Source organism: Dyella sp. NPDC103356 (genome assembly GCF_055584465.1).
Map to the genome: position 1 here is coordinate 1 of NZ_JBVJLZ010000009.1, position 26,375 is coordinate 26,375.

Annotated in this window: 3 protein-coding genes; all 3 read left to right on the forward strand. The window is 61.3% G+C overall.

The window, feature by feature from the left end; all coding sequences use genetic code 11:
* Positions 1–33: 33 nt before the first annotated feature.
* Genes ACZ6WW_RS18695 through ACZ6WW_RS18705 form a run of 3 tightly spaced genes read left to right on the forward strand, consistent with a single transcriptional unit; the run spans position 34 to position 26,372 of the window.
* The gene (locus tag ACZ6WW_RS18695; protein WP_465275673.1) at positions 34–23,451 is read left to right on the forward strand and encodes an amino acid adenylation domain-containing protein; all 23,418 of its coding nucleotides are present in this window, start codon (positions 34–36) and stop codon (positions 23,449–23,451) included.
* A 29-nt stretch (positions 23,452–23,480) separates the two neighbouring features.
* Positions 23,481–24,944 carry a cytochrome P450 gene (locus tag ACZ6WW_RS18700; RefSeq protein WP_465275530.1) on the forward strand — a complete coding sequence of 488 codons (1,464 nt, stop codon included), beginning with the start codon at positions 23,481–23,483 and terminating at the stop codon, positions 24,942–24,944.
* A gap of 30 nt (positions 24,945–24,974) precedes the next feature.
* Positions 24,975–26,372 carry an MATE family efflux transporter gene (locus ACZ6WW_RS18705; protein WP_465275531.1) on the forward strand — a complete coding sequence of 466 codons (1,398 nt, stop codon included), beginning with the start codon at positions 24,975–24,977 and terminating at the stop codon, positions 26,370–26,372.
* Positions 26,373–26,375: the final 3 nt, after the last annotated feature.

A 26,375-nucleotide genomic window follows, 5' to 3' on the forward strand; every position in this document is an offset into this window, starting at 1 on the left:
GACCGCGGCGTAGCCCTGCCGCGCCGTGCCGGTATCAGTTCGTTCGGTTTCGGCGGCGTGAACTCGCACGTGGTGATCGAGGAGTATGTCGAGCCCTCCGAGGCCATCCTAAGCGAAGCGGCACCCGAATCGGTTCTGGTGGTGTTGTCGGCCAAGACGATGGCAGTGTTGCGCGAACGGGTGCAGCAGTTGCTTGCGGCCATCGCCTCGTCGGAGATGCGTGAGGCCGGTTTGGCCGACTTGGCTTATACGTTGCAGGTGGGACGGCAGGCGATGGCCGCGCGCCTCGCACTGGTGGTCGATTCCTTCGATGCACTGCAGGCGCAACTGGAAGATTGGTTGACGGGGCAGGCGCAAGGTGTCTTCGTCGGCGAACTGCCGGCGGAGAAGCTCGCTCAAACCGAACCCGTGACACTGATCGATGGAAATCTGCACGCCATCGCACAGGCATGGGTCGACGGGCAGGCGATCGATGGAGCGAGTCTGTACGAGGTGGGCAAGCATCGCCGGCTGGCGTTGCCGACCTATCCGTTTATCAGGGAAAAACACTGGGTCGAGGCGAAGCCCTGGTTGTCGGCGTCGTCACCCGCCGGGATGCATCCGCTGGTGCATCGCAATACCTCGACGATGGCGGGCTTGCGCTTCAGCAGTCGCTTTACCGGCAAGGAAAGCTTTCTTGCCGATCACGTGGTGCAGGGCGTGCCCACGCTACCGGGCGCTGCGCAACTGGAGATGCTACGTGTCGTGGCAACCCATGCGATTGCCGCCAACGGCCAGCTTCGCCTGAAAGACATCGTTTGGCTTCGTCCAGTGGTGGGCAGTTCCGAACCGCTAGATGTGAATATCGCGCTGTTCCCCGAACGTGCCGGCGAATATAGTTTCGAGCTCTACGACAACGCGGATGGCGATGAAGCCCAGGTTTATAGTCAAGGCTCAGTCGTCCGCCTGATCGATACGACATCCGGTGCCAGGGAAACGCACGACCTCGACGTCATGCGTCAGCAATGTGCGCAAGCGCATTTGTATGCGACCGAATGCTATGCCGCGTTCGACCGTATGGGTTTGAACTATGGCCCAGCGCATCGTGGCTTGGGCGAGCTTTTCATCGGGCAGGGACAGGCACTGGCCCGGATTACGGTGCCTGACGCAATCAAGCCTATCCACGAGGGCTATGTTCTTCATCCCAGCGTCGTCGACGCGGCACTGCAGGCGACGATTGGTTTTCAGGCTCATGATGCCGGCCACTGGAACGAGGCAACGTCCATGTTGCCGTTCGCACTGGGTTCGCTGGATATCCTGAGTCCTTGCGTCGATAGCATGTGGGCAGTGATACGTCGTAGTACCGGTTCAACCTCGGCTGATGTTCTGCAGAAATTTGATATCGATCTATGCGACGACACGGGTGTGGTCTGTGCTCGACTGAGCGAGTTTTGTGCGCGCACCGCGGGGCAAAAGGAATCTGCTGAGCCGGTACAAGCGGTTTCGCCGCAGCGCGATGAGGTGGTACGGGCAGCGCTCACATCGAGCGCGCCGACGGACGAACTGCAGGAAAAGGCGATACGTTACTTCGTTCGGTTGCTGTCGAGCGCACTGAAGCGTCCGGCTCATAGCATCGATGCACGCGCGCAAATGGAGGCCTACGGCATCGACTCCATCCTCGTGATGGACCTGACCCGAACCCTGGAGGAAGTCTTCGGTCCTCTATCCAAGACGCTGCTGTTCGAATATCAGACGATTGCGGCGCTGGCTGGCCATTTCATGGAAAACCACCGTGCGCGCCTGAGCGAAGTACTCGGTGATACTCCTTACGATGCGCCCGAACCTGCATCGCCCTCCGAGCAGGACGTGCCGGTCGTTACCACGCCAGCCTCACGCCGCCCGCGCTTTGGCACTAACGAGCGTGGCTTTCAACAGGCGAGCGCCCAGTTCGGCGATATCGAACGTTTCAGCCCGATGGCAGGCAAGGACGTCGGCGAGATTGCCATTATCGGCGTGGCGGGGCGCTATCCGCAGGCCACCAATCTCGAACAGTTCTGGGCCAACCTGAGCCAGGGTAAGGACAGCATTACCGAGATTCCCGTCGAGCGCTGGGATCATGGGCTCTACTACGACGCGGATCGCAGCAAGACCGGCAAGACGTACAGCAAGTGGGGCGGCTTTATCGACGGCGTCGACCTGTTCGATCCGCTGTTCTTCAATATCTCTCCACGCGAAGCGGAGCTGATGGATCCGCAGGAACGACTGTTCCTGGAGTGCGTGCACGCCACGCTGGAGGACGCCGGCTATACCCGTGAAAACGTGGCCGAGGACAGTAGCGTCGGCGTATTCGTCGGCGTGATGTACGAGGAATACCAGCTTTACGGAGCGCAGGAGCAGGCCAGGGGAAACAACCTTGCCATGCTCAACAGTGCCGCATCCGTAGCGAACCGCATTTCGTACTTCTGCAATTTCAACGGCCCCAGCCTGGCGCTGGACACCATGTGCTCGTCGTCGCTGACGGCGATCCATCTGGCGTGCCGAAGCCTGCAGCGTGGCGACTGCACCGTGGCGGTCGCGGGCGGTGTGAACGTGTCGGTGCATCCGAACAAATACCTGATGCTGGCCCAGGGCAAGTTCATCTCAGGCAAGGGCCGCTGCGAGAGTTTTGGTGAAGGTGGTGAAGGTTATGTGCCGGGCGAGGGCGTGGGCGCGGTCTTGCTCAAGCCGCTGTCGCAAGCGATTGCCGATGGCGATCACATTTACGGGGTGATCAAGGCCACCGCGATCAATCATGGCGGCAAGACCAACGGCTACACGGTGCCGAACCCCAACGCGCAAGCCAAGGTGATCGAGCGTGCCTTGCGTGAGGGTGGCGTGGACGCGCGTTCGATCAGCTACATCGAAGCGCACGGCACCGGCACCAGCCTGGGCGATCCGATCGAGATTGCCGGATTGTCCAAGGCGTTTCGAGGCTGGACGCAGGACAAGCAGTTCTGCGCGATCGGTTCGGCCAAGTCGAATATCGGCCATTGCGAGAGCGCGGCTGGTATTGCCGGCGTTACCAAGGTGCTGTTGCAGCTTAAGCACGGCCAGTTGGCACCGAGCCTGCATTCGAGCGTATTGAATCCAAATATCGACTTCACCAGCACGCCCTTTGTGGTGCAGCAAGAGCTCGCGCCATGGCCAAGGCCGACACGAGGGGATACACGCATCGCCGGCATTTCCTCGTTCGGTGCGGGCGGCGCCAATGCGCATGTCGTTATCGAGGAGTACGTTGCAGCTACCGTACCGCGGGCGATACCGGGGCCGGCCCTGATCGTGCTGTCGGCTCGCGATGAAGACCGGCTGCGCGAACAAGTACAGCGGCTGCTTGAAGCCATCACTTCGGATGCAGCTATCGACTTGTTGGACCTCGCCTACACGCTCCAGCTAGGACGTGAGGCCATGGAGGAGCGGCTGGGCCTGGTCGTCGGCTCGCTGGCCGAACTACGTACGAAACTGAGTGCTTATGGCGCCGGCGAGACGGGTATCGAGGAACTGTATCGGGGCCAGGTAAAGCAGACAAAGGGGGCGCTCGGTGCGCTGGCCGGCGACGAGGACATGACCGCCGCCGTCGATGCATGGATGGCCAAGGGCAAACTGGGCAAGCTGCTCGATCTATGGGTGAAGGGACTGTCGATCGATTGGACAAAGCTTTATGGCGAGACGAAGCCGCGCCGGATCAGCCTGCCGGCATACCCGTTCGCGCGCGAACGCTATTGGATACAGGTCGGCAACGATCGTCCACTCAGCGTATCGGGCATCGACAAGACGCTGCATCCGCTGCTGCATCGGAACACATCGAGCTTCTCGGTGCAGCGCTTCAGCACGCATTTCAGCGGCGACGAATTTGTCCTGGCCGATCACGTGGTACGTGGCGCACGCATCCTGCCCGGCGTGGCGCAACTGGAGATGGCGCGTTGCGCCGTGAGCGAAGCGATCGAAGACGAATGCACGCTGCAGTTACTGGACATCGCCTGGCTTCGTCCGGTGGTCGTGGATACGGACGGGCTTGACCTGCATATTGCCCTGATGCCGCAAGAAGGCGGCTCGATCCGTTTCGAAATCTATCGTGATGCCGAAGACGGCGACAGCGTGATCTACAGCCAGGGATCGGTGGTTGCCATCGATGATGCGCAGCCTGACGCCGAGACAATGCACGATCTTGTTGCCTTGCGCGAGCCATGCACCTCGTCCATGGCCGCTGCGCAGTGCTATGCCGCATTCAAAGCCCTTGGATTGAACTATGGCCCCGGCTTTCAGGGTTTGAGCGAGCTGCATGCGAGCCCGCAGCACGCACTGGCAAAGATTGTATTGCCGACGGCAGTTCAAGCAACACGAGAAGATTACGTTCTGCATCCCAGCCTGCTGGACGCGGCGCTGCAGGCCACGCTGGGACTGATGCTGGCAGCCGATGAGGCGAGCGCGTTGTGGCTGCCTGCAACACTGGGATCGCTGCAGGCGCTGATGCCTGGTGCTCCCGCATGGGCAGTTGTGCGACATAGTCCGGGCGACGTCATGGACGTTACGTCGCGGGTGTTCGATATCGACCTTTGCGATGACAAGGGGACGGTATGTGCGCGCTTCAACCGCCTTGAATTGCGTTTGACGACGGGTGTCACCGGGCCGGACAAGTCCTTGCAGACTTTGTTGGTGAGTCCATCATGGTTTACGCAGCCCACCACAAATGATGCCGCCATTCGCACGTTTGCTCAGCGCCGCATCCTGCTGTGCGGCGTGAATCCGGCAGACGCAGATCGCTTGCAGGCGCAGATGCCGGAAGCGATTCGTCTACCTTTTGGCGATGATCTTTCGCAAGGCTATGAAGCGGCGGCGTTCACGCTGCTGGAGCTCCTCCAGGGCTTGAACAGCCAGCCTGGGCAACACCTGATCCAACTGGTTGTGCCGCGCGAGGGCGAAGGCGCTCTGCTGGCCGGCCTCGGCGGCATGCTGCGTACGGCGCAGGTGGAGAACCCGCGTCTGGTCGGTCAGCTTATCGAGGTCGAAACGGGTCAGGATGTGGCGCAAGCGCTGGCGCAGAATCGCGACAGTCTTGCGGTGCATATACGCTATGCCGGTGGGATGCGTCAGGTCAGCGGTTGGGCGGAGCTGCCGGAGGCGACGCAGACGGTTACACCGTGGAAGTCACGTGGGGTTTACCTGATCACGGGCGGCGCAGGCGGTTTGGGGTTGATCTTCGCGCGCGACATCGCGCGGCAGGCGAAGGGAGTCACGCTGGTCCTGACTGGGCGCTCGGCCATGGACGAACGTATTCAGGCCAAGGTGCGCGAGCTGGAAACCCTGGGCGCGGTCGTGCGGTATCACGCAGTCGATGTCGCCGACAAGGCAGCCATCACGCAGCTGGTGCGCAGCCTTCCGGAAGAGTACGAAAGCCTTGACGGGATCATCCACAGCGCTGGGGTTTTGCGTGACAGCTTTCTGATCAAGAAAACCCGGCAGCAGTTGCATGAGGTATTCAGCGCGAAGGTAGCCGGCACGCTGAATCTGGACGAAGCGAGCGCGGATATCGCGCTGGATTGCTTTATCGTTTTCTCCTCCATTACCGCCGCGATCGGCAATGTGGGGCAGGCGGACTACGCGTCGGCCAATGCATTCATGGATGCGTTTGCTCATTATCGCAGCGGCCTCGTTACCCAGAGCCGGCGTCGAGGGCGCACGCTGTCGATCAATTGGCCGCTGTGGGCCGAAGGTGGCATGCAGGTCGACGAGGCCACGCGCTCGTATCTGTTGCGGGAAATCGGTATGGCGCCGTTGCCCACGGCCAGTGGCACCGCGTCGTTGGCACAGGCATTGGCGAGCGATTCCTCCCAGGTCCTGGTGGTCGAAGGTCTGCTGCATCGTCTCAAGGCGACGTTATCGATGGTGGATGCACCGGTGGCACCCGCTACCGTTGTCGTCGAGACCGATAGCACGGAACGGACATCGGAAGACCTGCGCGAAAAGACCATACGTCATCTGGCACGCACCTTGTCGGCAACGCTCAAATTGCCGGCGCACAAGATCGATACGAGCGCGCAGCTGGATACCTACGGCATCGATTCCGTGATGATCATGGATCTGACTGCCAAGCTGGAAAAGGATTTTGGCTCGCTGCCGAAGACCTTGTTCTTCGAATACCAGACGCTTGCGGCGCTGTCCGATTACTTTTTGAAGCAGCATCAGGCCATATTGCTCGACCTGCTCGGCGAGAAAACGATCGCCGCCGTACCGGTGGTCGCGACGAAACCCATTAACCAAAGGCGGGTCACATCGATTCTCCAGAACCGATCGCGCTTTGCATCCCGCCATGCGCGACCTGCGCAGGATGCGATCGCGATCATCGGATTGGCGGGGCGCTATCCACAGGCTGGGGATGTGGAGACGTTCTGGCGAAACCTGAGCGAAGGCAAGGACAGCATTACGGAAATCCCGCCGGAGCGGTGGGACTGGCACCGTTACTACGACGCCGATCGCAGCAAGCTGGGGACGACCTACAGCAAGTGGGGCGGGTTCCTGGATGAGGTGGACAAGTTCGACCCGCTGTTCTTCAACATATCTCCGCGCGAAGCGGAGTTGATGGATCCGCAGGAACGGCTGTTCCTGGAATGCGTACACGCCACACTGGAGGACGCAGGTTATACCCGGGACAACGTAGCCGAGGAACGCGGCGTTGGCGTGTTCGTCGGTGTGATGTATGAGGAATACCAGCTGTACGGAGCGCAGGCACAGGCGCGCGGACAGAATGTGTCGGTGTCCAACACTGCCGCGTCCATCGCTAACCGCATTTCGTACTACTGCAATTTCAACGGCCCCAGCCTGGCGCTGGACACCATGTGCTCCTCGTCGCTGACGGCGATTCACCTGGCCTGCCAGAGTCTGCAACGCGGAAACTGCACCGTAGCGATTGCCGGCGGTGTGAACGTATCGATTCATCCGAACAAGTACCTGATGCTGGCCCAGGGCAAGTTCATTTCCGGCAAGGGACGCTGCGAGAGTTTCGGCGAAGGTGGCGAAGGTTACGTGCCGGGCGAAGGCGTGGGCGCGGTGCTGCTCAAGCCGCTTTCGCAGGCCATTGCCGATGGCGACCATATCTACGGGGTGATCAAGGCCACCGCCATCAACCATGGTGGCAAGACCAACGGTTACACCGTGCCGAATCCGAACGCGCAGGCACAGGTGGTCGAGCGTGCGCTGCGCGAAGGTGGCGTAGATGCGCGTTCGATCAGTTATATCGAGGCGCACGGCACCGGTACCAGCCTCGGCGACCCGATCGAAATCGCGGGCTTGAGCAAGGCGTTCGGCCAGTGGACGCAGGACCGTCAGTTCTGCGCGATCGGTTCGGCCAAGTCGAATATCGGGCATTGCGAAAGCGCGGCCGGCATCGCGGGCGTGACGAAGGTGCTGCTGCAGCTGAAGCACCGGCAACTCGCGCCGAGCCTGCATTCGAGCGTGTTGAATCCGAATATCGACTTTGCGGCCACGCCGTTCGTCGTGCAGCAGACGCTGTCGCCATGGGAGCGGCCGACGCTGGAGCAGGGTGCCGTGAAGCGGACCTATCCGCGGACCGCGGGTATTTCTTCGTTCGGGGCGGGCGGTGCGAACGCACACGTGGTGATCGAGGAATACGAGCCGCAGCTGCAAACCGACGCATTCAGCACTGGCCCCGCGCTGGTACTGCTGTCGGCCCGCAGCGAGGAGCGACTGCGCGAGCAGGTGGATAGGTTGTGCGCATTCCTGGTCACGCGACAGGAAGACGCTACGCTGCGGCTGCACGACCTGGCCTATACGTTGCAGGTAGGTCGTGAGGCGATGGACGAGCGCCTGGCATTGATGGTGAGTTCGCTGGAGGAGCTGCGCGAAAAGCTCGGTGCCTATGTAGCAGGCGAAACGGGGATCGATGAGCTGTATCGGGGACAAGCGAAACGGACCAGAGAGGTATTGTCCGCCTTTGCCGACGACGAGGAGATCGCCACCGCGGTCGACACCTGGATCGCAAAAGGCAAGTTTGGCAAGCTGCTCGATGTCTGGGTCAAGGGCCTGTCGATCGATTGGGCGAAGCTCTACGGTAGTGCCAGGCCGCACCGCATAAGTCTGCCGACCTATCCGTTCGCGCGTGAACGCTACTGGATACAGACGGGCGACGAGCGCGTGGTTGTCCCATCGGCTGCCGGCACGGCATTGCACCCGCTGCTGCACCGGAACACCTCCGATGTGGCAGGGCTTCGTTTCAGCACGCGCCTGACCGGTGACGAGTTCTTCCTGGCCGATCACGTGGTACGCGGTGCGCACATCCTGCCCGGCGTGGCTCAACTCGAAATGGCGCGTTGCGCGGCGCGCGAAGCACTCGGCGAAGATAATGGACTGCAACTGCGAGACGTCGCCTGGATACGTCCGGTCGTCGTCGATAGCGACGGGTTGGATCTTCATATCGCGCTCTATCCCGAAGACACCGGCGAACTGCCCTTCGAGATCTATAGCGACGGCGAAGACGGCGAGCCGGTGATCCATAGCCAGGGTGTGATCGCGAACACCGCTCCGGTGGTTTCGACGCCACAAGACCTTGCAACGCTACGGGAGACGTGTGTCGTTTCCCGTCTGAATGCTCCCCAGTGTTATGCACTGTTCGAGCAGATGGGCCTGCGCTACGGCCCGACGTTCCAGGGGGTGAGTGACCTGCTTGTCGGGCCGGTTCAAGCTTTGGCTCACATTGTGTTGCCCGAGTCGGCTCCGACGCTGGGTTATGAATTGCACCCCAGCTTGCTGGACGCGGCGCTGCAAGCGACGCTGGGTCTGCAGATAGGCCCGGCGATCGAGTTGACGCCGATGTTGCCGTTCGCCCTGGGTACCTTGGATGTGCTGCATCCGTGCACGCCGTCGATGTGGGTCGTGGTACGCCATAGCGCCGGCAGCAAAGCCGGCGACGCGGTGCAGCAGCTCGATATCGATCTTTGCGACGAGCATGGCAAGGTGTGCGTGCGCTTCGGACGTTTCAGCCTGAGGCCGATGGCGGCTGCTGTCGCGCCGAGGTCCGCCGAATTGAGGATCGCGACCGATACATTGAGCCAGGCACTGTTGTTCCGCCCTACATGGAATACGCTCCCGGCCGTAGAAGTAGCCGATCCCGGCTATGCACGGCATGTCGTGCTGCTGGGTGTGGACGCCGATGATGTGGAACGTCAATTGCCGGGCGTCGTTTGCGTGCGATTGGCGGCTGAAAGTGACGTTGCCAGACGTTTTAGTGCAGCAGCGAATGTCCTGCTGGAACAGCTGCAGGCGTTGAATGCTCAGTCCGGAAAGCGACTGCTGCAGGTCGTGGTGCGTGATAGGGACATGCTGCAGGGTCTGGCGGGCATGTTGCGCACCGCGCAGCTGGAAAATCCGAATATTACCGGTCAGCTTGTCTGTGTCGAGGCAGGTCAGAACATCGTCCAGGCAGTGCTGGAAAACCGCGGTAGCGATGCGCAATACGTGCGTTACGTCCATGGAGAGCGCCAGGTTTCCGGTTGGAGCGAATACACGGTAGCGGGCGAAGCGCGCTCACCGTGGAAGCCTCAGGGCGTCTACCTGATCACGGGCGGCGCTGGCGGTCTGGGTTTGATCTTCGCACGCGACATAGCAAGCCAGGTTCGGAATCCTGTGCTGATCCTGACCGGTCGTTCTGCGCTGAACGAGCGCATTCAGGCCGATATTCGCCAACTGGAAACGCTTGGCGCCGTCGTGCGCTATCACGCCGTCGATGTTGCCGACGCGGTTGCCTTGACGCAGCTGGTACGCAGCATTCCGGAAGAGTTCGAGAGCCTGGACGGTATCATCCACAGCGCCGGCGTGGTCCGTGATGGCTTTATCGTCAAGAAAACGCAGCAACAGCTGCTCGAGGTGCTGAGCGCCAAGGTGACCGGCACCCTCAATCTCGACGAAGCCAGCCGTGACATGGCGCTGGATTGCTTTATCTGTTTTTCGTCGATAGCTGGCGCCCTGGGCAATGTGGGGCAGGCCGACTATGCGGCGGCAAATGCTTTTATGGACGCCTTCGCGCACCATCGCAGCGATCTGGTCGCGCAGGGTCTGCGTCACGGGCGCACGCTGTCGGTGAACTGGCCGCTATGGGATGAGGGTGGCATGCAGGTGGATGCCGCCACGCGTGACATGCTGGCTCAGCAATTGGGCGTGGAGGCCCTGGCGAGCGACAGCGGCGTGCAGGCTCTGCGACAGGCGATGGCCAGTGGGTTGGGCCAGCTTGTGGTCGTCGCCGGTGAAGCCACTCGCATCCGTCATGTACTGCTGGGCAAACCGCAGGAGGTTGTCTCGGCATCGCCGGTTGCGGCGGTCGATAACCGCGATGCGGCGACAAGCCAGGCCGACCAGACACTGCCGGAGAAACTCAAGCGCGCACTTGTCGGAACGGTCTCTTCGCTGATCAAGGTCAAACCGGAGGACATCGATGGCGAGACGCCCTTGATGGAATACGGCTTCGATTCCATTACGCTGACCGAATTCGGCAACGCCCTGAATCGTCAATATCGACTCGAACTGAAGCCCACGATCTTCTTCGAGTATCCGACATTGGCTGGCTTGGTCGATTACTTGCTGCGCGAACACGCGACATTGCTGGCACCGCAGTTTGAAGTGGTGCGTAGCGCATCTCCCGCCGCCGTTGCGGTGGCGGCGACCTCGGCGCCGCTGCCGCTACCGCTACCGACACCGGTGCCGGCGCAGAAGCTTCGCCGTGCACGCGGTTGGAAACGGTCCAGTGCGGTGCAGGCAAGTGCTCCTGCGGACGCCACACGGTTCGACGTGGCGATCATCGGACTTTCCGGGCGTTACCCCGGCGCTTCCGACGTCAACCAGTTCTGGGACAACCTTGTCGCAGGACGCAACAGCGTCTCGGAAGTACCGCTGGAACGCTGGGACAACAGCTTGGTTTTCGACGCGCAGAAGCAGCAGCCCGGCAAGACCTATAGCAAATGGGCCGGCCTGCTCGATGACGCCGATTGCTTCGATCGACTGTTCTTCAACATCACGCCCGGCGAAGCGCGGCTGATCAGCCCGCAAGAACGGCTGTTCATGCAGGAGGTCTATGCGAGCATCGAGGACGCCGGTTATACCCCGGAGGGGTTGTGCCAGAGCAGAAAGATCGGCACGTTCGTCGGCGTCCTGAACGAAAGCTACGCGACCGGCGTACGCTTCTGGTCGATCGCCAACCGCATTTCCTATCTGCTCAACTTCCAGGGTCCCAGCATGGCGGTCGATACCGCCTGCTCGTCGTCGCTGACGGCGGTGCATCTGGCGATCGAAAGCCTGCGCAGCGGCGACAGCGAAGTGGCTATTGCCGGCGGGGTAAATCTGCTCGTTACGCCGGATCACATGATCGGCCTGTCGGCGTTGACCATGCTGTCGAGCGACAACCAATGCAAGCCGTTTGCCGCCGACGCCGATGGCTTTGTGGACAGCGAAGCTGTGGGTGCGCTTGTGCTCAAGCCGCTGCAGCGCGCGGTTGCCGATGGCGATCATATCTATGGCGTGATCAAGGGCAGCGCGATCAACTCGGGCGGCAAGTCGCATGGCTACATGACGCCCAACCCGAACATGCAGGCACAATTGGTGAGCGACGCGTTGGAGCGTGCAGGTGTCGATGCGCGTGCGGTCAGCTATGTGGAGGCGCAAGGCACAGGTAGCCATATGGGCGACCCGATCGAGATCGCCGGCTTGACCCGGGCATTCCGAAACTGGACGCAGGACAAGCAGTTCTGCGCCATCGGGTCGGCCAAGTCCAACATCGGTCATAGCGAGAGCGCGAGCGGCTTTGTGGGGATCAGCAAGGTGGTGATGCAGATGAAGCATCGCGCGCTGGTGCCGAGCCTGCACGCCGATGCACTCAACCCGAACATCCCATTCGCCGACACACCTTTTGTCGTGCAGCGGAGCCTGGCCGATTGGCCGCGCCCGATGGTGAATATTGACGGTCAAGCGCGCGAGTACCCGAGGATAGCGGGCGTCTCTTCATTCGGCGCCGGCGGGGCGAATGCTCATCTGGTGATCGAAGAGTATGTTGCACCGACCGAAGGGGGCCGGGTGCCACATGGTCCGGCCATGGTCGTACTGTCGGCTCGCGACTCCGATCGACTGCAGGAGCAGGTGCAACGCTTGTTGTCGGCCATCGTGCCTCCCGTCGACCTGGCGCTTGCCGATGTCGCCTACACGCTGCAAGTGGGGCGCGAAGCGATGGAAGAGCGGCTGGGCTTGCTGGTGGATTCGCTTGACAACCTACGACTTAAGCTTCGTGCCTATGCCGAGGGCAAGACCGACGTCGAAGGCGTGTATCGAGGCAAGGCCAAGCGCCAAGCCATGGCGCTGTTCTCGGGCGACGAGGATATAAACGACGCCGTCCACGCGTGGGCCGCCAAGGGCAAGTTCGGCAAGCTTCTCGATCTGTGGGTGAGGGGCTTCAACGTCGACTGGAACGCTTTGTATGGGGCAGGCGGCATGGCCCGACCCCGTCGCGTCAGTTTGCCGACCTATCCGTTCGCACGAGAGCGCTACTGGACCGATGTTCCCTATCCGGATGCGCCAGACACGCTTGTCGCCGCGGGTCCGTCATCGACTCGACGTTACGCCTCGGCTCCCGCCGTGCCACCCGCGCATACGTTCTCCAAGGAGCAAGGCCCGGCACTGGAAGCCAGCCACGAACAACGGATGGTCGCTATCTGGCAGGAGTTGTTCGGACGCCCCTCCATCGAGATGGACGATGACTTCTTCGAGCTTGGCGGGCATTCCTTGCTGGCAACGCAGTTGATGTCCAGGATATACACCGAGTTCGATGTCGAACTGCCGGTCAGCGCGATCTTCGATGCACCGACCGTGGAAGCTCTTACCACAACGATAAAAGGGGCCGCTCCGTCTATAGCGGTCGTACAGCAGATGCCTTCGGCAATCCGGCCCATCGGACGCAATGCACCGCTGCCACTGTCGTTTGCCCAGCAACGGCTTTGGTTTCTCGATCAATACGAAGCCCGGCGCGAGATATACAACATTCCGGTGACGGCTCATCTGACCGGCCGCCTCGATGTCGATGCGCTGTCTTACACGCTCAACGAGATCATGCGCCGCCATGAGGCACTGCGCACCGTGTTTGCGATCGTGGACGATGAGCCGGTGCAACGCTTCCATCCGGACTTGCCACTGACATTGGAGCTTGCCGACTTCAGCGACTTGCCGCCTGCGGGGCGCGAGGCGCAGCTGCAGCTTCGCGTGCAGGAAGAAACCGTCAAACCCTTCGATCTCGTCACGGGCCCCTTGATCCGTGCCAGCCTTATCCGGTTGACGGAGGTTGATCACACGTTGCTGTTGACGATGCATCACATCGTTTCGGACGGCTGGTCGATGGGTGTCGTGGCGCGGGAGATGGTCTCGCTGTATCGAGCTTTCGTGGAAGGCCGGCCATCGCCGCTGCCGGAGCTGCCGATCCAGTACGCGGACTTCGCGCACTGGCAGCGCGATTGGCTCCGTGGCGAGGTGCTCGAGCGACAACTGAGCTACTGGAAGCGTCAGCTGGCCGATAGCCCAAGTTTGCTGGCTTTGCCCACGGACCGACCGCGACCGATGCAGTCGAGTCACATCGGCGCAACGTTGCCATTCGCGTTGCCGGTGTCATTGGTATCGGGCCTGCAGGCACTCGGTCGGCAGACGCAGAGCACGCTGTTCATGACGCTGTGCGCGGCCTTCAATGTGTTACTGGCCCGCTATTCGGGGCAGAGCGACATCTGCATCGGCACACCGATCGCCAATCGCAACCGTGCCGACATCGAAGACCTGATCGGCTTCTTCGTCAATACGCTGGTGTTGCGCACCCAGGTCGATCTCTCGCTCGATTTCAACCGTCTGTTACAGCAGGTGCGACAGCACACCCTGGATGCCTATGCCCATCAGGATGTGCCGTTCGAGCAACTGGTCGAGGTCTTGCAGCCGGAGCGGCACACCAGTTACACGCCGCTGTTCCAGGTGATGCTGGTGCTGCAGAACATGCCCATGGGCGAGATGGCCATGCCTGGTCTGTCGATGACCATGCTGGAGAGCAAGGGCGCCACGGCCAAGTTCGACCTGACGCTGACCTTGACCGAGGGCGAGGAGGGCTTGTTCGGCTGTTTCGAATACAGCACCGAGCTGTTCGAGGCGCATACGATCGAGCGCATGGCCGGTCACTTCACCCGATTGCTGCAGGCGATCGTGGCAGACCCTGGCTGTGCCGTCGGCCGTTTGCCGATGCTGGATGACGCCGAGCGCCATCAGCTGCTCCATATCTTCAACGACACGGGCATGGTTTCAGCGGGCGTCCAGCCTGGTATGCAGATGCTGCACGAGTTGTTCGAGGCACAAGCAGCGCGGACACCGGATCGGATCGCGGTAACGTACGAGGATGTCTCGTTGAGTTACGCGGAACTCAATGCGCAGGCCAACCGCCTGGCACGTCACCTGCGCCAACGGGGCGTAGGGCCGGATGTGCTGGTAGGCCTTTGCGTGGAACGTTCGGTAGCGATGATTGTTGGGCTACTGGGGGTATTGAAGGCCGGTGGCGCCTATGTGCCGCTGGATCCAACCTATCCGGCCGAGCGTCTGAGCTACGCCTTGACCGATAGCGCGCCGGTCACAGTGATCGTCGACGGCAAGGAAAACCTGCAGCAGTCCGTGCAAGATATCCTGCAGACCTCGACCGTACCCGTAATCGATCTGCGCAACGATACCGGCGCGTGGGCGCATGCGGATGCGAGCAATCTCGATAACGCCGCCATCGGGCTGCAACCGCATCACCTGGCTTACATCATCTACACCTCGGGTTCGACCGGTAAACCCAAGGGTGTCATGGTTGCGCACGGCAATGTGGTACGGCTGCTCTTCGCTACGGACCATTGGTATGGTTTTGGCGGGGACGATGTGTGGACCTTGTTCCATTCCTATGCCTTCGATTTCTCCGTGTGGGAAATCTGGGGTGCCCTGGCCTATGGCGGAAAACTGGTCGTCGTTCCACAGGGCGTAACGCGCTCGCCTTCGGACTTCTACGAGTTGCTATGCGCGCAAGGTGTCACGGTGCTCAACCAGACACCCAGTGCATTCCGTCAGTTGATCGCAGCACAAGGCGACAGCGCCAGGACACATCACTTGCGCTACGTCATCTTCGGCGGCGAAGCGCTCGAACTGAGCACGCTCAAGCCCTGGTACGAACGACCGGCCAATGCAGCGACGCGCCTGGTCAACATGTACGGCATCACCGAAACCACGGTGCACGTGACGTATCTGCCGATCGAGCCAGCCGATGCCCATCGTGCCGGTCCCAGTCCGATCGGCCGTCAGATTCCCGATCTGCAGATCTATGTGCTGGATACCCATCGCGAACCGGTACCGCTCGGTGTGGCCGGCGAGTTGTATGTGGGTGGTGCCGGTGTGGCGCGGGGTTACCTCAACCGGGCGGAACTGACGGCCGAACGTTTCATGGCCAATCCGTTCGTCGACGATCCGCGGGCGCGCCTCTACAAGACCGGCGATGTCGGCCGTTGGCTGGCCGATGGCAGTATCGAATACCTGGGGCGCAACGACGAACAGGTCAAGATTCGCGGTTTTCGCATCGAGCTGGGCGAGATCGAAGCGCGCATCGCCGATCATCCCGCGGTAAGCGAGGTAGTGGTACTGGCGCGCGAAGACCAGCCGGGCGACAAGCGACTTGTCGCCTATGTGGTGGCACGGACAGGGCAAACATTGCCGGATGAAGCGCAGCTACGCGCAAAGGTGGGCAGGACGCTACCCGAGTACATGGTGCCGAACCACTTCGTGATGCTCGAACGCATGCCGTTGACAGCCAATGGCAAGACCGATCGCAAGGCGCTACCGGCTCCGGGAACGGTACGGAACGACGAGCAATACGTCGCACCGCGCACGTCGACGGAGGAAATCATTGCCGGTATCTGGGCGGAGGTCCTCAAGCTGGACAAGGTCGGCGTCCATGACGACTTCTTTGCATTGGGCGGCCATTCGCTGCTCGCCATTGCCCTGATTCAGCGGATGCGTCGCGTGGATCTTTCGGTCGATATCCGTACCTTCTTTGTCGAGCCGACGGTAGCGGCGCTGGCGCTGGCTACGCAAAAAGGTGGTGCCGACATCGTGGTGCCCGCCAATGGTATTCCGCAAGAGTGCGCGCATATCACGCCAGACATGGTGACTCTGGCGACGCTGGATGGTGCGGACATTGCTGCCATCGAAGCGGGCGTGCCGGGAGGTGCTGCCAATATCAAGGACATCTATCCGCTGTCGCCGGCGCAGGAAGGCATCTTCTTCCATCATCTGATGGCCGAGGAGCGCGATGCGTACGTGATGGAGATGCTCTGGGCGTTCGAAACGCGTGGCCATCTGGATGCGTTCGCTTCGGCGCTGGAAACGGTTATTGCCCGCCACGATGCCTTCCGCACCGCCATTGCGTGGGAGGGGCTGGCCGAACCGATGCAGGTGGTCTGGCGGCGAGCTCCGCTGATCCTCGAAGAAGTCGAACTGGTGCAGGACGACGATGTGCCCGCGCAACTGAGGGCACGCTACAACCCGCTGAACTATCGCCTCGATGTGCGTCAGGCTCCCTTGCTCAGGTGCTTTGTCGCCGAGGATGGGGCGCATGGCCGTTGGTTGATGCAGATCATGTTGCACCATCTGATCGACGACAATACGTCGCTCAAGCTGTTGATGGACGAACTCAGGACCATCCTGCACGGCCATGAAGTCACGTTGCGTGAGCCGTTGCCGTTCCGCAACTTCGTGGCCCAGGCCCGGTCCGGCGTAAGCCAGGCGGAGCACGAGTCGTTCTTCCGTTCGATGCTGGCGCAGGTCGACGAACCAACCGCACCCTTCGGCCTGTTGAACGTACAGGGCGACGGCGCGGATATCGCCGAAGCGCAACAACAGGTCGATCCCGCGCTGGCACGTCGCTTGCGCCAGTTGGCGCGCAAGTTGGGCGTGAGCGCAGCCAGCCTGATGCATCTGGCATGGGCGCAAGTGCTGTCGCAGCTTTCGGGGCGGCAGGATGTGGTGTTCGGTACGGTGCTGTTCGGTCGCATGCAAAGCGGCGAAGGTTCGGATCGGGTACTGGGCATCTTCATCAACACGTTGCCGGTATGCATACAGACGGGCACGAAGTCCGTGCTCGATGGCGTGCGCGATACGCATGTGCTCCTTACCCAGCTGCTGCGCCATGAACATGCATCGCTGGCGCTGGCTCAGCGCGCAAGCGGCGTGGTGGCACCGACACCGCTGTTCTCGTCGCTGTTCAACTACCGCCATAACGTCGGTGCGGACTCGGTCTTGACCGAAGAATTGCCTGGCATGCAACTGCTCAACGTGAAGGAGCGCACCAATTATCCCTGCATGATGTCGGTGGACGATGCCGGCGACGGGTTTGGCCTGGCCGTTCAGATCCCGGATGTCGAGCGCGCACGACGGGTGTGCCAATACATGCACACGGTACTGGAGCACCTGGCCGATGCGTTGGAGTCCAGTCCGGATGTGTCTATTGAAAGCCTGAAAGTCATGCCGACGGCGGAACGGGATCAGCTGCTGCATGCGTGGAACGACACGGCGACGATCTCCACAGAGACCATCCGTCCGCAGACCCTCCAGGCGTTGTTCGAGGCACAGGTAGCACGTACACCGGACAGCATGGCGGTGATGCACAACGGCGTCGCGCTCAGCTATGCGGACCTTAACCGGCGAGCCAATCAGCTGGCTCATCACCTGCGAAGCCTGGGCGTCGGGCCGGATGTGCTCGTGGGGGTATGCATGACGCGTACGCCTGATCTGATTGCTTGCCTGCTTGGCGTGCTGAAGGCCGGTGGTGCTTATGTGCCACTGGATCCTGCTTATCCGGCCGGGCGAATCGCGACCATGTTGGTCGACGCCGAGCCGCGAGTGTTGTTGACGCAGCAGCATCTGTTATCGGATTTGCCTCCGGTGGAAGGCATGACGGTGTTCTGCATCGATGCAGACGCTGCGCAATTGGCCGGCTGCCGCGACGATAATCCTGCGGCTGTCGCTGTCGGTGACCATCTGGCGTATGTGATCTACACGTCCGGGTCGACCGGCAAGCCCAAAGGTGTGGCGATCCAGCATCGCAATGCTGTCACGTTTATTCATTGGGCACTGGCTACGTTCGACGGCGACAGCCTCGACAAGGTGCTGGCATCGACGTCGATCTGTTTCGACCTTTCCATCTTCGAGATCTTCGGTCCCTTGAGCCGGGGCGGTTCGTCCTGGCTGGTCGATAATATTCTCGACTTCGCGGAGCGTGCGGACACGTTGCCGGTCACCCTGATCAACACGGTGCCCTCGGCGATGGCCGAAGTGCATCGGAACAAGACGCTCCCCACATCAGTGAAGGTCATCAACCTGGCCGGCGAGGCGTTGTCCAACACGCTGGTGCAGTCGCTCTATCGGCAGGCATCGGTCGAGAAAATCTACAACCTGTATGGCCCGTCGGAAGACACGACGTATTCGACCTTTACGCTGGTGGAGAAGGGTTCGAGCACGCCGGTGTCGATCGGTCGTCCGATCGCCCATACGCAGACCTACATTCTCGACGCCCAAGGAGAGCCCGTCCCGATGGGCGTCGCCGGTGAGTTGTTCATTGCCGGCGACGGGCTGGCCCGTGGCTATCTGAAGCGGCCGGAACTGACGGCGGAGAAGTTCGTCCCCAATCCCTTCAGTGCCACGCCGGGCGCGCGGATGTATCGCACCGGCGACCTGGTTCAGTATCGGGCGGACGGCCAGATCGAGTATCTGGGACGTATCGATCACCAGGTCAAGATTCGTGGCTTCCGTATCGAGCTGGGCGAGATCGAGGCCGCATTGCAGGCTCTGGCCAGCGAGGTCGTGGTGCTGGCACGCGAGGACAGCGTCGGCGATAAGCGGCTTGTCGCCTACCTAGTTGCGCATGAAGGGCAAACCTTGCCGGACGAGGCACGCCTGCGCACGATCCTGTCGCAGACGCTTCCCGAGTACATGGTGCCGAGCTATTTCATCACGCTCGATCGTATGCCGCTGACACCCAACGGCAAGGTCAATCGTGGCGCGCTGCCGGCCCCGGACATGACGCGAAGCGATGAAGGTTATGTCGCGCCGCGCACGCCAGCCGAAGAAATCATGGCAGGCATCTGGGCAGAGGTTCTGAAGCTGGACAAGGTGGGCATCCACGACGACTTCTTCGCGCTGGGCGGCCATTCGCTATTGGCGACGCAGTTGATGTCGCGGATACGGCGCGCGCTGCAGGTCGAATTGCCCTTGCGTGCCTTGTTCGACGCACCGTCCATCGTGATGTTGATGCGCAAGATGGTCAACGCCGAGGCTGGAGGCGGCGCGCCATCGCTGCAGCGAGCAAACCGCGATAGGCCGCTGGCCTTGTCGTTCGCCCAACAGCGCCTGTGGTTTCTGGATCAGCTGGATCGCCAGAGTGCGCTCTACAACATCCCGGTGGCGCTGCGCCTGAAGGGGCATCTCGATGTGGTTGCCCTGGCCCGCACGCTCAACGAGATTCTGCGTCGCCATGAAGCGTTGCGTACCTGTTTTGCCGATGACGATGGATCGCCGGTGCAAGTGGTCATGTCCTGCGTGGACTTGCCGCTGGCTATCAGCGACCTGTCGGACTTGCCGGTAAAGGAGCGGGCAGTCGAGGCCCAACGATTGTCGATGGAGGAGGCGCAAACGCGATTCGACCTGGAGGCGGATCTGCTGATTCGCGGCGCGTTGTTGCGGCTGGATACAGAAGAACATGTCCTGCTGTTGACCATGCACCATATCGTCTCGGACGGTTGGTCGATGGGTGTGGTCGTTCGAGAGATGGCTGCGCTGTATCAGGCGTTCACTGAGGGCAGGCCATCGCCGTTGTCGGAGCTGCCGATTCAGTACGCCGATTTCGCCCAGTGGCAGCGCGAATGGCTGCAAGGCGGTGTGCTGGAACGACAGCTGAGCTATTGGAAGCGGCAGCTCGCCGATAGTCCTAGCCTGTTGGCCTTGCCGACCGACAGGCCGCGACCGGCGCAGTCGAGCCATATTGGTGCGACGTTGCCGTTCGAGTTGCCAGCGACGCTGGTATCGGGTCTGCACACGTTGAGTCGGCGAACGCAGAGCACGCTGTTCATGACGCTGTGCGCGGCCTTCAATGTGCTGCTGGCTCGTTATTCCGGCCAGAGCGATATCTGCATCGGCACGCCGATCGCCAATCGCAATCGGGCCGAGGTCGAAGACTTGATCGGCTTCTTCGTCAATACCCTGGTATTGCGTACCCAGGTCGATCTCTCGCTCGATTTCCACAGCCTGTTGCAACAGGTGCGACAGCACACGCTGGATGCCTACGCCCACCAGGATGTGCCGTTCGAGCAACTGGTCGAAGCCCTGCAGCCGGAACGCCATACCAGTTATTCGCCACTGTTCCAGGTGATGCTGGTGCTGCAGAACGTACCGATGGACGAGCTGGCCTTGCCAGGCCTGTCGATGAACCTGCTGGCTCATGAAAGCGCTCTGGCCAAGTTCGATATCACGCTGACCTTGACCGAGGAACGTGACGGTCTGCATGGCAGCTTCGAATACAGCACCGAGCTGTTCGATGCGCGCACGATCGAACGCATGGCCGGTCACTTTACGCAGTTGTTGCAGGCCATTGTGGCCGAGCCGGAACGTGCTCTCGGTCAGTTGGCCATGTTGGGCGAGGCCGAACGCCATCAACTGGTCGCTACCTTCAACGCCACCGACATGGCGTACCCGCATGTCCACGCGCTGCACGAGCTGTTCGAGGCACAGGTGGCCCGGACGCCCGATCGGATAGCCGTCATATCCGAGGATGTGTCACTGAGCTATGCGGAGCTCAATGCCCAGGCCAATCGTGTCGCGCGTCATCTGCGTCAGCGGGGCGTGGGATCGGACGTGCTGGTGGGGCTGTGTGTCGAGCGTTCGGCGGCGATGATCGTCGGCATGCTGGCCGTATGGAAAGCGGGCGGCGCGTATGTGCCGCTGGATCCGGCCTATCCGCCGGAACGGCTGGCCACGATCCTGGACGACGCCAAGCCGGCCGTGGTCCTGACCCAGCAACATCTGCGGGATCGCGTGCCGACGGTATCGGGCTTGTCGGTGTTCTGCCTGGACGGTGATGCAGGCATGTTGCGCAGCTATGCGGACGGCAATCTGGACAGCCAGACCTCAGCCACCCGCATGGCTTACGTGCTCTACACCTCCGGCTCTACCGGCAAGCCCAAGGGCGTAATGGTGGCCCACGGCTCGTTGTCGAACTACGTGTGGCACGCGGTACGGGAGTACCTGGGCGAGGGCATCGTCGGCTCGGTGGTGAGTTCACCGCTGGGCTTCGATGCCACGGTCACGACCTTGCTGCCACCATTGATGGTGGGCAAGCCGATGGTGCTGCTGGCCGATGACGAACGGACCTTGCCGCAATTGTCAGAGAGGTTGTTCGCTTCGGGTGCGCCCTGGTTGTTCAAGATCACGCCAGCTCACCTGGAAGCACTGTCCTATATGGATCGTGCCGAAGCAGCAGGCGATGCGGCCCATTGCATCGTGATCGGTGGCGAGCAGCTCACCCTGGCGACGTTACGTCGCTGGAAGGGCGAATTGCTGCCAGCCGCGACCTTCGTGAACGAATACGGCCCGACCGAGGCGACCGTGGGCTGCAGCATTTGGTCGCTCTCGGACGCGGCAGTGCTGGAGACACTGGAGGGTGTCGCGGCACCGATCGGACGGGCGATCGGCAATACCCAGCTGTATGTGCTGGGCGAGGGCATGCAGTTGCAGCCGATGGGCAGCGTGGGCGAGCTGTATATCGGTGGCGATGGTGTGGCGCTGGGTTACCTCGGTCGCGCATCGCTCACCGAAGAGCGTTTCGTCGCTGATCCGTTCACGGACAGGTCCGGAGCGCGTCTCTATCGCACAGGCGATCTGGTGCGTTACCGGGCCGATGGCGAGCTGGAGTTCCTGGGTCGTGGCGACGATCAGGTCAAGCTGCGCGGCTTCCGAATCGAGCTGGGCGAGATCGAGCAGCAGCTGGCAGCCCTGGCCGACGTGCAGGCAGCGACGGTGATGCTGCGTGAAGACATCCCGGGCGAGAAGCGACTGGTGGCGTACGTGGTGCCGTCGCAGGGCCGCGGGCAGGTAGCAGCCTATCGCACCGGCCTGGCACAACGGCTACCGGACTACATGCTGCCCAGCAGCTATGTGATCCTGGAGGCGCTGCCGCTTACGGTAAACGGCAAGGTGGATCGCAAGGCGCTACCGGTGCCGGATCTGACGCAAAGCGATGCCGTCCATCTCGCCCCACGGACGCCGACCGAGCAGATCATTGCCGATATCTGGCTCGATGTGCTGAAGGTGAAGCAGGTCAGCGTATCGGATGATTTCTTCAGGCTCGGTGGACACTCCTTGCTGGCGGTGCAGCTGGTGTCGCAGCTGCGCAAGCGAGCGGGCATCGATTTGGAGTTGCGTCATCTGTTTACCCATCCGACGCTGGGCGCACTGGCGGCGTTTGTCGAGGCAAGCAAGCCGCCGTCTAGGCATCCGAACCTGGTGCCCATTCGGTCCCATGGCCATGCGACGCCGCTGTTCCTGATTCACCCCATTGGCGGGGAGGTCCAGTACGCGTTCGACCTGGCAAGACATCTGGATGCCGATCAACCGGTGTATGCCCTGGCAGCGAGTGGCATTGCCGCTGGCGAAACACCGCAGGCAAGCATCGTCGATATGGCGCGCACTTACCTGGACGCCATGCGGCAGGTGCAGGCCTCCGGCCCGTATCTCATTGCGGGCTGGTCGCTGGGCGGGATGATTGCCTATGAGATCGCCCATCAACTGCTTGCGATGGGCGAGACCGTCAACTTCGTGGGCATGATCGATACGGGCAGCAGCCCCTATTTAAGGGCTCAGCTACGCGCGGCAAATATCGCCGAGTTCGACGAATGCAGTGCATTGATGCATTGGGTTGTCGATCTGTACCCGGTGGGCCGCGATATACGGCAGCACTCCGCTTACGGTGAATTGACTGAGCTGGCGGACCGCAAGGATATCGACGCCATGATCTCCCTATGCCAGCGCGAAGCACTGCTGCCCGAACATCTCGATATGCCGCTGGTACGGCGAATCCTGGCTGTCTATCGAGCTGGCGGCAAAGCGGCCGAGCAATACACGGCGCCACCGGCGGCAGTTACCGTGACATTCTTTGCCGCCGACCGTAACGAGGGCGAAGACGTGACGTTCGGGTGGCGCGATGTACTGGGCGGGCGTCTTGAGGTGACGAGTATCGGTGGCAGCCATCTGTCGATCGTAAAGCCCCCCCTCATCGAAACATTGGCGCGCGAGATTTCAGGTCGGCTCAAACGTCGTTCCCAGAGCGCGGAATTGTCGCTTGTATAAGTTCACTCTTGCACTTTAGGAAAGTCATCATGAACACGAACGCTGAAGCCTCTGAACTGGATGTGGAAGACGTGGGCGAACTGAAGTATTCGCGTACGGTCGACGATCTGCCTGGACCGAAGGGGTTGCCGTTCTTCGGCAATCAGCTGCAGATGCGCGGGCAGCAATGGCATTTGAAGCTCGCGAAGTTCATCCGCGAGTTCGGGCCGATCTATCGCCTGAATGCGTTCGGCATCCCGATCGTGGTCGTCTCGGACCGCGCGGCCATCAGCAGCTTGCTGAAAGAGCGCCCTGACGGTTTCGAGCGCAACCGGGGCCTTCGGGCACGGATGAACGAGCTGAAGGTGGGCGGCGTATTCACCGCCGAGGGCGATGACTGGCGCAAGCAGCGCAAGCTGGTCATGGGCGGCTTGAGCTTCGACGTCATCCACAACTTCTTTCCCACCATGGGAGATATGACCGAGCGCATGCTTCAGCGCTGGAAGGCCGCCCTGGCGAGCGGGAAGCCTGTCGACCTGCGTCGCGACCTGAAGGCGCTGGCACTCGACATCATCGTCGGTATCGCCATGGGTTACGACCTTGGCGTGGTCAATGACGACGACAACCAGTTGCAGCACAATCTGGATAACCTGCTGGAGCGTCTTGCCAGCCGGGGCACCGCGCTATACCCCTACTGGCATCACTTCAAGCTGCCGGTAGATCATGCGGCCGACAAGTCCGCGACCGATGTCGAGCAGACGGTGCTCGGATTTATCACTAGCACACGCGAGCGCCTCAAGCAGCAACCGCATCTGCGCGACAAGCCGGCCAACATGCTGGAGGCCATGATTGTTGCGAGCGAAGACCCCGATTCGGACTTTACCGACCAGGAACTCATCAGCAACGCGATCGCAAGCGTGGTGGGCGGTATCGACACCACGGCCAACTCCATCGCCTGGATGATCAACATGCTGGCGAAAAATCCCGACGCCGCCGCCAAGCTGACGGCCGAAGTCGACGCGGTTCTGGGCGATGCACCGCTGTCGCGCGAATGGGAACAGATGAAGCAGTTCCCTTATCTGGATGCGGTGCATAACGAAACCCAGCGGCTAAGGTCGGCGACACCCTTCCTTGGCTTCATCAGCAAAAACGACAGCGTCATCCTCGATACCTTTATCCCGAAAGGCATGGTGATCTTCGTGCCGACGAACTTCGGTGACGGGCTGGACGACGCGCACTTCCCGCAGCACGAACTCTTCCAGCCCGAGCGTTGGATCTTCGAGCAGAAGCCGCACCGGGACGACGATCCCTCGCGCAAGGTTTTCCCGTTCGGTGGCGGTGCACGCCTGTGCCCCGGTCGCTTCCTGGCCCTGACCGAGGTCAAGGTCGTGGTATCGATGATCATGCGTAACTTTGAATTGGAGTTCGATACCAGCGCGCCACCGGTCCTGCAGGTCATGAATTTCTTCATGGGGCCCAGCGCGGTGCCTGTGCGGCTGAAATCCCGTGTTTAGTATTGGCGCCGCTGTGCGAGGAACATCGCCTTGAACTCGAATGATGCCGGCCTCTATTTCCGGGTGGCCAGGAAAGTCCTGAATGTCTCGTTTCCCTTGATGGGGGCGATGCTCGGGAACCTGATCATGATGCTTGTCGATCGCATCTGCCTGGCGCGGTATTCGAGCGACACCCTGGTCGCCTCCGGTCCGGCCATCCATACCGCGATGGCGATCGTTACCTTCTTTACCGGGTTTGCAGGCTTTTCGAGGTCCTGCGTCGCGCAGGCGTTCGGGCGGTCAGGGCAGGGGCAGGCTGCGTATCAGGCCGCGGTAGGCATCCTGGTTGGCGCCGGGCTCGCCACCATCCTGTTAGTGATGGCACCGCTTATCGAGTTGATTCCCTTCCTGAGCAATCGACCCGCGGCAATTACCCATCTGGAATCGCAGTTCCTTTACTGGTCGGCCTACTTCGGTAGCGTCATGACGTTGAACATGGCGCTTTCGTCCTATTTCAGCGGGATCGGTAAAACACGAGTGACCTTGATCGTCGGGCTGATCGGCCAGCTGGTATCCATCGTCATGATCATTGGCCTGGTATTTGGCAAGTACGGCTTGCCCGAGCTCGGCATGCGCGGTTCGGCCCTGGGGACCTTGTCCGGTACGCTGATCATGCTGGTTTGCTATCTGGCCTATATGCCCAGAGACGTCTGGGGTCATCTGAAAGGGCTGATACTCAAGCGTGGCGATGCGATCGGGAGCGAATTTTTCTCGCGCATAAGAAAGGGCTTTACCATCGGCGGTTCGGCGGGTATCACCAATCTTGGAAGCGCGGCATTCGTCTGGATTGTCGCTGGCCTGGGCACGATTGGGCTTGCAGCCAACAACGTCAATTTGACCGTCAACTATATCGGCGGCGTTCCGCTTATCGGCTTAGGCATTGGTTGCAGCGTGTTGTGTGGAAATGCGCTCGGCCAGGAAGACTATCCGCAGATACCCAGAATTCTTTTCGTTACGATGGCGATCGAGTTGACCTATGTCGCCATCATCGCCTTTTTCCAGATAGTGACGCCGACGCTGTTGTTGACCCCGTTCGGATTGCCCGACAAGCCCGAAGAGATTCGACAGGTATCTGTCGCGACCGCGCGCGTGCTGTGGCTCTACACGGTCGCCTTTGCATTCTCCATGACCGGCGGCGCGGTGCTGGAAAGTTTCGGCCTGACGAGATTTCTGTTCAGCACCCGCATCGTGCTGCTGTGGGTGCTCAGCATTCCGGTGACCTATGCGATCACCGCCGCTCACCTGGGCAACGCCAGCTTCCTGCCCACCTGCTGGGTCGTCGGCTCGATCTTCGAGGCGTCCATTGGTGCTATGTACTTCTGGCGTATCTGGTTGGCGGTAAGGAAGCGCCAGAATGGCATCGTGCTGGCACAGCCGGCGACCCCATGACGT